The organism is Kineosporia babensis (assembly GCF_021129305.1).
Lineage (GTDB): Bacteria > Actinomycetota > Actinomycetes > Actinomycetales > Kineosporiaceae > Kineosporia > Kineosporia babensis.
Map to the genome: position 1 here is coordinate 389,241 of NZ_JAJOMB010000006.1, position 9,183 is coordinate 398,423.

At 69.1% G+C, this 9,183-nt stretch carries 10 protein-coding genes; 8 read left to right on the top strand and 2 right to left on the bottom strand.

Annotation, left to right across the window (positions count from 1 at the left end; genetic code table 11):
* Positions 1–24: 24 nt before the first annotated feature.
* Positions 25–1,251 carry an ROK family protein gene (locus tag LR394_RS14495; RefSeq protein WP_231442004.1) on the bottom strand — a complete coding sequence of 409 codons (1,227 nt, stop codon included), beginning with the start codon at positions 1,249–1,251 and terminating at the stop codon, positions 25–27.
* Positions 1,252–1,410: 159 nt separating this feature from the next.
* Here LR394_RS14495 and LR394_RS14500 point away from each other — a divergent pair, with 159 nt between their 5' ends.
* The 8 genes from LR394_RS14500 (at position 1,411) to LR394_RS14535 (ending at position 8,760) form a co-directional block, all read left to right on the top strand.
* Positions 1,411–2,463, top strand: a complete 1,053-nt coding sequence (locus tag LR394_RS14500) for a Gfo/Idh/MocA family protein (protein WP_231442007.1) — start codon at positions 1,411–1,413, stop codon at positions 2,461–2,463.
* Positions 2,463–3,239 (top strand): hypothetical protein, encoded by a 777-nt coding sequence (locus LR394_RS14505; protein ID WP_231442009.1) that lies wholly within the window; start codon positions 2,463–2,465, stop codon positions 3,237–3,239. Before LR394_RS14500 ends, LR394_RS14505 begins: the two co-directional genes overlap by 1 nt.
* A 61-nt stretch (positions 3,240–3,300) precedes the next feature.
* Positions 3,301–4,614 (top strand): ABC transporter substrate-binding protein, encoded by a 1,314-nt coding sequence (locus LR394_RS14510; protein ID WP_231442011.1) that lies wholly within the window; start codon positions 3,301–3,303, stop codon positions 4,612–4,614.
* A 2-nt stretch (positions 4,615–4,616) separates the two neighbouring features.
* Positions 4,617–5,540 (top strand): carbohydrate ABC transporter permease, encoded by a 924-nt coding sequence (locus tag LR394_RS14515; protein ID WP_231442014.1) that lies wholly within the window; start codon positions 4,617–4,619, stop codon positions 5,538–5,540.
* On the top strand, positions 5,540–6,406 hold the full coding sequence (locus LR394_RS14520) for a carbohydrate ABC transporter permease (RefSeq protein WP_231442016.1): 867 nt from the start codon (positions 5,540–5,542) through the stop codon (positions 6,404–6,406). Before LR394_RS14515 ends, LR394_RS14520 begins: the two co-directional genes overlap by 1 nt.
* Before the next feature lie 505 nt (positions 6,407–6,911).
* The gene (locus tag LR394_RS14525; RefSeq protein ID WP_231442018.1) at positions 6,912–7,130 is read left to right on the top strand and encodes a hypothetical protein; all 219 of its coding nucleotides are present in this window, start codon (positions 6,912–6,914) and stop codon (positions 7,128–7,130) included.
* Positions 7,117–7,455 (top strand): hypothetical protein, encoded by a 339-nt coding sequence (locus LR394_RS14530; protein ID WP_231442020.1) that lies wholly within the window; start codon positions 7,117–7,119, stop codon positions 7,453–7,455. The genes LR394_RS14525 and LR394_RS14530 overlap by 14 nt, the downstream gene beginning before the upstream one ends.
* Positions 7,456–7,707: 252 nt before the next feature.
* Positions 7,708–8,760: a LacI family DNA-binding transcriptional regulator gene (locus tag LR394_RS14535; protein ID WP_231442022.1), complete on the top strand. Its 1,053-nt coding sequence runs from the start codon at positions 7,708–7,710 to the stop codon at positions 8,758–8,760.
* Between the two features lie 72 nt (positions 8,761–8,832).
* On the opposite strand, the gene LR394_RS14540 is transcribed toward LR394_RS14535, so the two are convergent.
* Positions 8,833–9,183 (bottom strand): MFS transporter (locus LR394_RS14540; protein WP_231442024.1); only part of this gene is annotated, 351 nt, incomplete at its 5' end.

Here is a 9,183-nt window from a genome sequence, read left to right on the forward strand (position 1 = left end):
CGCCCACGCCTTCTCGAGAGCCGATCAGGCGCTCCAGCCGGCCAGATGATCGCCGGACAGCAGCCCTTCGACCACGGTAGAGGCCGCGCCCTGAACGCCGACTTCTTCTTCGCCGGAGGACCTCTCGATCGTGATGTCGGCGGTCGCCAGCAGAAAGGCGTGCTCGTCGACCGCCTGGCGGATCGGCTCGGTGAACAGCTCGCCCGCTGCGGTGGCGACCCGGCCACCGATGACGATCAGGGCCGGGTTGAACAGGTTGGTGGCCCCGGCGACGGCGAGTCCGAGGGAAACGGCCGCTCGGTCGATGATCTGGCTGCAGGCGCCGTCCCCGGCGTGTGCCCCGGCCACCACGTCCACATCACGAATCTGCTCGGGGGTGAGCTTTTCGAGGTACGGGCTGGCGCCGCTGAGCCGGGCCTCGATGCCCAGGCCGACGATCGCCCGGCCGCTGGCGAACATGGTCAGGCAGCCGTGATTGCCGCACCAGCAGACCCGTGAGCGGTCGGCCGAGACGGTGAGATGACCGATCTCGCCGGCCACTCCGGAGGCACCGCGGTACAGCCGTCCGTCGTTGATCAGCCCGGCGCCGATGCCGGATCCGACCTTGACGTAGAGCAGGCTCGGGGCCGGCTGCGGGGTGCGGCTCAGCGATTCCCCGATCGCCATCAGGTTGACCTCGTTGTCCACCCAGACCGGCACGCCGTAGCTGTCGGACAGCCAGTCGCCGACGCTGAACGCGCTCCAGCCGCTGTTCGGGAACGTGTCCATGGTCAGGCCTTTGGGGGATACCGGGCCGAGCACGCCCACCCCGATGCCGCGCAGTGGTCCGCGCCGGGCCGGGTCGCCCAGCAGTTCGGCGAACTCCATCCGGGCTCGGGCCAGTGCTTCTTCCGGCTGCAGGCCGAAAGGTAGTTCGCTGCTGCGTACCTTCAGGACCCGGCCGGCCAGATCGGCCAGGCCGGCGCTCATCCCGGTGGCGCCCAGCAGCACCACCAGGACGCACCCGGCGTCGGCGGCGAAGTCCAGCTGCCCGGCCGGGCGCCCACCGGTGGACGCGGCGGCCGGTCCCTCGCGCACCAGGCCCATCGCGATCAGCTGGTCCACCCGCTGGATCACGATCTTTCGGCTCAGCCCGGTCAGGTTCATCAGCGCCGGGCGGGTGGTGGCCTGCCGGTCCCGGATCAGCCGCACCACCTGCTCCAGGTGGGCGTCACTCGTTGCGGGGCTGGCGCTTTCCACGGTGATCGGCATCGGGGACCTCCGAGTAGTCGTTGCGGGTAACAGGTTACGCCGCCGGAGCGCGAACCTTGACTTTAATCCCTGAGGTACATATGTTCTGGCTCACCTCAGCCGAGCGATCGCCGAAAACCTTCGCTCCCGGCCGAGTGAGCTGCCGAAACGAGGACAATGATGTCTGTTTCACCGATTTCGCCGAACCCGCTCGGTGTGGGTTTTCTCGGCGCGGGCCCGGTCACGCAGGCGATCCATCTGCCCGCCCTGGCCGGGCTCGGTCACCTCTTCAGCGTCCGGGCCGTGATGGACGCCGACGGCGGGACCGCCCGGAGCGTGGCGGCCCGGGCCGGCGCCCGGCCCAGCACCTCGGTCCAGGACGTGCTCCAGGACGAGAGCATCGACGTGATCGCGGTGTGCAGCCCGCACCCCTTCCACGCCGAGCAGGTGATCGAGGCCTGCCTGGCCGGCAAGAAGGTGGTGCTGTGCGAGAAGCCTTTCGCCACCACGGTCGAGGACGCCACGCGGATCGCCGAGGTCTGCGCCACCACCGGGGTGCCGGTGCTGGTCGGGGCCATGCACACGCACGACCCGGGCTGGCTGGCCTTCACCCAGGCCTGGGGCGAAACGGCCGGCAGCGCCCAGCACATCCGCTGCTCGGCCGTGCTGCCGCCGAATCCGCGCTTCGAGGACTTCGCCACCGAGGTCAGCCACCGCCCGCCCGCGCCCACCGGCCCGACCGCTGCGGCCGACCGGATCCGGGACGGCGTGCTCGGCCTGGCGATTCACGACCTGCCGCTGATCCGGGCCTTCCTGGCCGAACCGGGGCAGATCGTGGTGCACGAGGCCCGTTCGCTCACCCCGTTCGGCTACTCCATCATCTTCTCCAGCGCCGGTCAGGTCGTCGAACTGCACGCCCTGATGTCCGAGAACTGGGACCCGCACTGGTCCTTCCAGGTGTTCGCGCCCACCCGGGCCGCCACCGTGACCTTCATGCCCTCCTACGTGCAGGCCGGCCCGGCCGACGTGGTGATCGACGAGGCGGGCCGCCGCACCCAGCTGAAAGCCGCCCCGCACAACGGCTATCTGGGTGAGTGGCAGCACCTGTACGACGTGGCCCACGGCGGAGCCCCGCGCTACGGCACCGCCGAGCTTGTCGCCGACCTGGCCTTCGCCCTGGACGTGGCCGAGCAGGCGTGCGGGGCAGCGGCCACCACGAACCGGGCCGCGTGATGGGCGCCCTCGCCGTCGGCGGCGAACTCCAGGCCCTCAGCCGCGGTGATGTGCCCGCGGTGGTGGCCTCGCTGCCGGTCTCGCTGCGGCTGGCCGAGCCTTCGGACCTGGTCGCGCTCGAGGGTGGGCCGGGCTGGCCCGAGCGGGTGGCTGCCGCAACGGCCCGGGGCGTGATGGTGGTTCACCCCACCCCGGCCGCCCCCGAAGCCGTACCGGCCCACCCGGGCGCGCCCGTCGTCCTCAATTACCGCTTTGCCGACAACCCGGTCATGCCCACGGCAGCAAGGCTCTTCACGGACTGGCCGGCCGACGCCATGATCGAGGCAGCCGCCGTGGTTGCCCAGCCCGCCGAGCTGGACGGCGTTCTGCTCGACCAGCTGGCCACCCTGCGCCGGCTCGGCAGCCCGGCCGTCGAGCTCACCCGGCTCACCTGGAGCAGCGCGGGCTACTACCTGAGTGCGGTGACCCGGACCGGCGTCCGGCTCCTGCTCAGCGCCCACGTCACCACCGCAACCAGCCCCCAGCTGCGGATCCGGGGCCTGGCCCCGAGCGTGGCCCTCGAACTCACCCTGCCCGACCCGGGTACGGCACAACCCGCCGTCCTGGTTCGCACCACCGATGCCGGTGCCACGAAATTCCCCACCCTGTGGGAGTCCTCGCACCGCGCCGGATGGCGCCGCCTCGTTGCGGCAGTCGACGGGACAACCCCGGCCGACGATCTCACCGGACTGCGCACCGATCTGGGCCTTCTCGCCCCGCTCCTGCCCGCGTCCTGACGTTCCCCCGCTCCATCTCTTCCCCCCAACACCGGTCCCCATCCTCGAAACGAGGCACACCATGAGCGAGTTCCGCATGCCCGACATGTCCCGCCGCAGCCTGCTGCGCGCCGGAGCCGGACTGGCCCTGCTGGGTGGCCTGAGCGCCTGCGCCAAGTCCAAGACCGTGGCCGCCGGCGGCGACGGCCAGGTCGTCTTCTGGGACATGCCGTGGGCCCAGGACTCCTACAACAAGTCCTCGGACGCCCTGGTCAAGGCGTACAAGCCGGCCGACGGCCTGCCCGCGGCCAGCCTGCAGCGGATCCAGTGGAACAACTTCACCACCACCTTCTCCTCGGCCCTGGCCTCCAAGACCGGCCCGGCCGTGAGCACCGGCGGCGGTTTCCAGGCCTTCCAGTTCGCCGAGGAGGGCTACATCGCCACCGCCGACAACCTGGTGAAGAAGTGGGACGCGGAAGGCTTCACCCAGGACTTCCTGCCCGGCACGCTCGAGGCGATGAAGACCGACGCGGGGTACGTGGCGGTGCCCTGGCAGACCGACATGCGGGTCTGGTGGTACCGCAAGTCGGCCTTCGAGGACGCCGGGGTGGACGTGCCGAAGACCTGGGACGAGCTGGTGACGGCCGGAAAGGCGCTGAAGAGCAAGGGTTACGTGGGCTTCGGGGTCGGGGCCGGGGCCGGCAACAACCTGGGCGCACACACCATGGTGCTGATGATGATCAACAACGGTGGTGGCCTGTTCACCCCGGACGGTCAGCTGGACCTGCTCAACGAACGCAACGTGGAGGCCATGGAGTTCGTGATCCGGCTGGTCAAGGAGGGCATCACCGACCCGGCCGCGGTCAGCTACACCTCGGACAACCAGCTGGCCCAGTGGAAGAACAAGAAGTTCGCCTTCGGCCTGTTCACCGCCGCCCTGGACGAGGGAGTCGGCGACACCACCGGCGACCTGCTGGTGGCCGAGCCGCTGACCGGTGGGCACGGCGACAAGGTGGCGCTGGCCTTCGGCAACAACATCATGATGTACACCAACACCCCCTCCCAGGAGGGCACCGAGGCGTTCCTGGACTACTACATCAAGAACATGAAGGCGTTCTGGCAGCAGAAGGTCGTCAACGGGATGCCGGTGCTGCAGTCGATCGTCGACCTGCCCGAGTTCCAGGCCAGCGAGAACAAGATGAAGGTGATCGCCGAGTACCAGCCGGTCGCCCGGACCTACGGCTCCCGCTCCACCAGCCTGTTCGCCGCGATGGCACAGGTCGACGGCGGGCAGCCGCTGGCCGAGTTCACCCAGACCGTGCTCTCCGGCAAGACCGACGCCAAGACCGCGCTGACCACCCTGGAAAAGGGCCTCTCGGCGATTGTGAAGTCCTGACGATGACGACCACCACCGAACGTCCGGCGCCGGCGGTGCCCGCGACCTCGCGGCCCCGCCGCCGGTGGCGCCCCGAGTCCCGGACGATGTTCCTGCTGATTGCGCCCTCGGTCGCGTTGCTCCTGCTGATCCACGGGTTCCCGCTGCTGGACGCGTTCCGCCAGTCGCTGCACGACGGGACACTGATCAACACCGGCTCGTTCGTCGGGATCCAGAACTACACCGACAACCTCACCAGCGAGGTGTTCTGGAAGGCCGCCTCGTTCACCCTGGTCTTCACCGTGGTCGGGGTGTTCGGCAGCTGGGCGGTCGGGCTGGGGCTGGCCCTGCTGCTGCGCACCCGGATCCCGGCCCGCGGCGTGTTCAAGGTGCTGCTCCTGCTGCCCTGGGTGGTCCCGATCGTGGTGTCCTCCACCGCGATCAACTGGCTGGTGGCCACCAGCAGCAGCCCCATCCCGCAACTGTTCGAGACGCTCGGGCTGGGCCAGCCGCTGTTCCTGGCCGACCCGTTCTGGGCCCGGATCCTGGTCTGCGTGTTCAAGGTCTGGATCAGCTTCCCGTTCATGATGATGATGTCCAGCGCCGCCCTGGCCAGCGTGGACAACAGCGTCTACGAGGCGGCCCGGGTGGACGGCGCGACCGGCTGGCAGCAGCTGCGCTGGGTCACCCTGCCGATCGTGGCCCGCTCCACGTACATCTCCTGGATCCTGATGACGATCTTCTGCGTCAACGACTTCCCGACCATCTTCCTGCTCACCGGCGGCGGCCCGATCGACGCCACGAACTCCCTGGTGGTGCTGGCCTACCGGCTGGTCTTCCAGAACCAGCAGGTCGGCGAGGGCGTCTCGGTGGCCTTCATCATGACCTCGGTCCTGGTGGTCATCTCCACCCTGCTGTACCGGCAGATCCGAAAGGCGGCCCACTGATGTCTGCTCTGGCTCCGGCCCCGGCTCGTGTTCCGGCTCGTGTTCCGGCGAAGGCACCGATGGGCGCCGGCCCCTGGCTGCGGTTCGTGCTGATGCTGGCAATCGTCGCGATCACCCTGGTCCCGATCGGGGTGGTGCTGTTCCTGGCCTTCACCCCCTCGGCCGCCTCGGCCAGCAGCGGCGGCTTCACGATGGAGAACTTCTCGAGCGTGTTCGCCACCAGTGACGTGCTGCTCTGGCTGCAGAACAGCCTGCTGGTCACGCTGGGCACGGTGTTCGTGTCGGTGGCGGTGGCCGCCCCGGCCGGCTACGTGCTCTCCCGCGGCCGCAGCCGGGCCGTCTCCGGGTACTCGCTGATGCTGTTCGTGTTCCAGAGCCTGCCGGTGATCACCTCGGTGATCCCGCTGTTCATCCTGTTCGCCAAGATCGGCCTGGTGGACAGCCTGCTCGGGCTGACCATCGTCTACGTGGCCTCCTCGATGGCGGTGGCCACCTGGATGATGGCGGCCTACATGGACTCGATCCCGATCTCGCTGGAGGAGGCCGCCTGGATCGACGGCGCCTCGATGTTCCGCGGATTCGTCCAGATCGTGCTGCGCAACTCGCTGCCCGGGGTGCTCTCCACCGCGATCTTCACCTTCCTGGTGGCCTGGAACGACTACCTGGTGGCGATCGTCTTCCTGCGCTCGGCGGTGGCTTTCACCCTGCCGGTCGGGATCCAGTCGTTCTTCCAGCAGAACACCACCGACTGGGGCTCGGTGATGGCCATCGCGGTGGTCATGCTGATCCCGCCGGTCGCGGTCTTCGTGTTGCTCAACAAGTACTTCAGCGTGGGCGGGATCGGGGGTTCGCTGGCCGGGCAGTGAGAATGACCAAACGCTGTTCTCCAAGTCGGTCGACGAAGAATGGGGGCTTGGGGTGGTGTGGCAGGGCATAGGTCTGTGCTGCGCGTGCCCGGGAACAGTAAGCGCCCCGGTCCAGGGAACAACTGGGCCGGGGCCCAATCACTACCTACAACGTGGATGGCTGGTGGCCATGAATCCTGGACGATGTCCTCGGTGGTCCCGGCTACGTTCAGGCCGCGGCGAGTGGCCGGTGGGAGACGGCCACGGTGATGCCATGCAGGCAACTCGAGTGCCTGATCGTCGGCGCCAGCGATGACATCGATGCGTGTGTACGAGTGTCGCGGCAGTCTTGGCAGACGGTGCAGTGCTGGTGACGCAAGCCGTGCAGACAGATTTCCCCGGTGGCTTGGTGACCTTTTCTCCACGAGGGTCCCGGATGGGCGTGTTGATCGCCGCGACGCCTTTCTGTGCCCGCGGGGTCTCCGTCAGTCGTAGTCTGGGTGGGCCGAACCGAGAGGAGCACACCATGCCGCGCACAGTGATGGGCCGCACTGCCTACACGCCCGCCGAGATGCGGGCGATGTCCCCGGAGGAGCGCGAGGCGGTCCGGGAGGCGCACCGCCCCCACGCTGCCGTCATGCCGGGCGAGATTGACCCGGAACTCGATGCCCGGGCCACGGCCGAACTGGACCGGCAGATGAACGAGCGCCTGGCTCGGGAGCGTCTGAAGCGTGAGGCCTCCTGACGTGCCCTATCGGTACGTCGTCAACCCCACCGTTGAGTTCCTCGACTCCCTGAACCATCAGCTGGCCGCTGATCCGGAGCGCCTCCCGAGCGTGGCCGAGTTCTACCCGTCCGGCTTGGTCGACCTGGTCGAGACCGTAGCCCTGCTCTGGGACCAGGCCGACGTCGCTCCTGAAGGCGGTACGGGCGACTATCGCGACGTGTGGCACCAGGACGAGTACGGCGCCCGCTACAAGGTCCGTGTCTGGCGTGGGCGGGTGACCGGCATCTTGAGCCTGTGCGAGGTGTTCGTCGAGCCTGGCGCGGACGAGGAAGACGAAATCTAGCCGTAGCTCTTCCTGAGCGGTTCGCTAGGCATTCGCGACAGCTTTTACTTCATTGGTGTTCGGCCTTTGCTCCCGATCGGGATATTTCCCCTGGGTGCGGTGCTGGGTGGTGTCCCGGCAAGCGTGGTTGACCAGTCGATTGGCCCTTGGGCCCACTGGCTGGCGGTTCGTTCCCCTCGTGACCGTGCGGTGGTTCCTGCGCGGAGGTTCAGCACGATCACGCGGTTGGGAGCACATGACAAAATGACGTCCATGACAACGGGTGTGGGCAGCGATCAGACGCGGCGAGCCGGCCGGGCCGAGAGCCGGATGCCCACGATGGCCGACATCGCCGACCACGTCGGGGTCTCCCGGCAGCTGGTGTCGCTGGTGCTGCGCGACGTGCCCGGTCCGAGCGCGGAGTCCAAGGAGCGCATCCTGGCCGCGGCCAAGGAGCTGGGCTACCGGCCGAACGCCTCGGCCCGGATGCTGCGCCAGAGCCGGACCTGCCGGATCGGCGCGGTGTTCGGGATGCGCCACCCGTTCCAGGTCCGGGTGGTCGAGCGGTTGTTCGTGCGGGCCGCCGAGCAGGGTTTCCACGTGGTTCCCGGTCCGGTGACCTCCGAACGGCCAACGGACGCGGTGGTCGCCGCCCTGATGGAGGAGCGGGTGGAGGCGCTGCTCGCCTTCAATCCCGACCCGGCCTCCCCGGCGCTGGCCGAGGCCATCGACCTGGTGCCGGTGGTCTGGCTGGGGGAGTGGGTGGACACCCCCACGGTGGACAACGTGCACGTGGACGAGGTGGAGGGACTGCGGCTGGCGGTCGGGCACCTGATCGAGCTGGGGCACCGGAACATCGAGTACGTGGGCTGGACCGGGGGCAACGTGGGCAGGGACCGGGCCGACGCCTATCGCCGGGCGATGGCCGGGGCCGGGCTGGAGTCGCGGGCCAAGGTGCTCTCCTGCGACACCTACGACGAGGAGGGCGGGGCCGAGATGGCCCGCCGGATCCTGAAGCGCAAGCGCCGTCCCACCGCCCTGATCTGCGGGGGCGACCAGACCGCCGTGGGGCTGCTCGGGGTGTTCGCCCGGGCCGGCCTGGACGTGCCGGGGGAGATCTCGGTCGTCGGGTTCGACGACAGCTACCTGGCTTCGCTGTCGTACCACAACCTCACGTCGGTGCGGCAGGACGTGGAGGCCACGGTCGAGGCCTCGCTGAGCGCGGTGCTGGAACGGCTGGAAGACGCGCACCGACCCCGCCAGGTCACGGCGACGCAGACAGGTCTGGTCGTGCGGGACTCGACGGGGCCGGTGCGGGCCGGCTGATCTCTGCTGCAGATCGGCTTTCGGGCCAGCTTGCGGATCAGCTCTCGGGTCAGCTTTCAGGGCAGCTTCGGGTCAGCGCACGCCGCGGATCGGGATGATCACCGCGGCGCCGACCGCGGCGACCCCGGCGGCACCCCACAGCAGCAGGGTGTAGTTCTCGCCCCCGCTGCTGCCGAAGCCGAGCAGGGCAAGACCCAGGGCCGGGGCCAGCGACTGCGGCAGCGAGTTGGCAATGTTGATCACGCCGAGGTCCTTACCGGGCTTGTCCGGGTCCGGCAGCACGTCCACCACCAGGGCGTTGTCCACCGCCGCGTAGATGCCGTAGGCGAAGCCGAGGATGATCTCGGCGACGTAGAACAGCGCCACGGTGTCGGCGTGCGCCAGGACCAGCAGGCCCACGCCGAACACCAGGGTGGAGCCTCC

Coding starts and splice junctions, on each gene's coding strand:
- LR394_RS14495 (WP_231442004.1), bottom strand. CDS start 1,251: ATGCCGATCACCGTGGAAAGCGCCAGCCCCGCAACGAGTGACGCCCAC.
- LR394_RS14500 (WP_231442007.1), top strand. CDS start 1,411: ATGTCTGTTTCACCGATTTCGCCGAACCCGCTCGGTGTGGGTTTTCTC.
- LR394_RS14505 (WP_231442009.1), top strand. CDS start 2,463: ATGGGCGCCCTCGCCGTCGGCGGCGAACTCCAGGCCCTCAGCCGCGGT.
- LR394_RS14510 (WP_231442011.1), top strand. CDS start 3,301: ATGAGCGAGTTCCGCATGCCCGACATGTCCCGCCGCAGCCTGCTGCGC.
- LR394_RS14515 (WP_231442014.1), top strand. CDS start 4,617: ATGACGACCACCACCGAACGTCCGGCGCCGGCGGTGCCCGCGACCTCG.
- LR394_RS14520 (WP_231442016.1), top strand. CDS start 5,540: ATGTCTGCTCTGGCTCCGGCCCCGGCTCGTGTTCCGGCTCGTGTTCCG.
- LR394_RS14525 (WP_231442018.1), top strand. CDS start 6,912: ATGCCGCGCACAGTGATGGGCCGCACTGCCTACACGCCCGCCGAGATG.
- LR394_RS14535 (WP_231442022.1), top strand. CDS start 7,708: ATGACAACGGGTGTGGGCAGCGATCAGACGCGGCGAGCCGGCCGGGCC.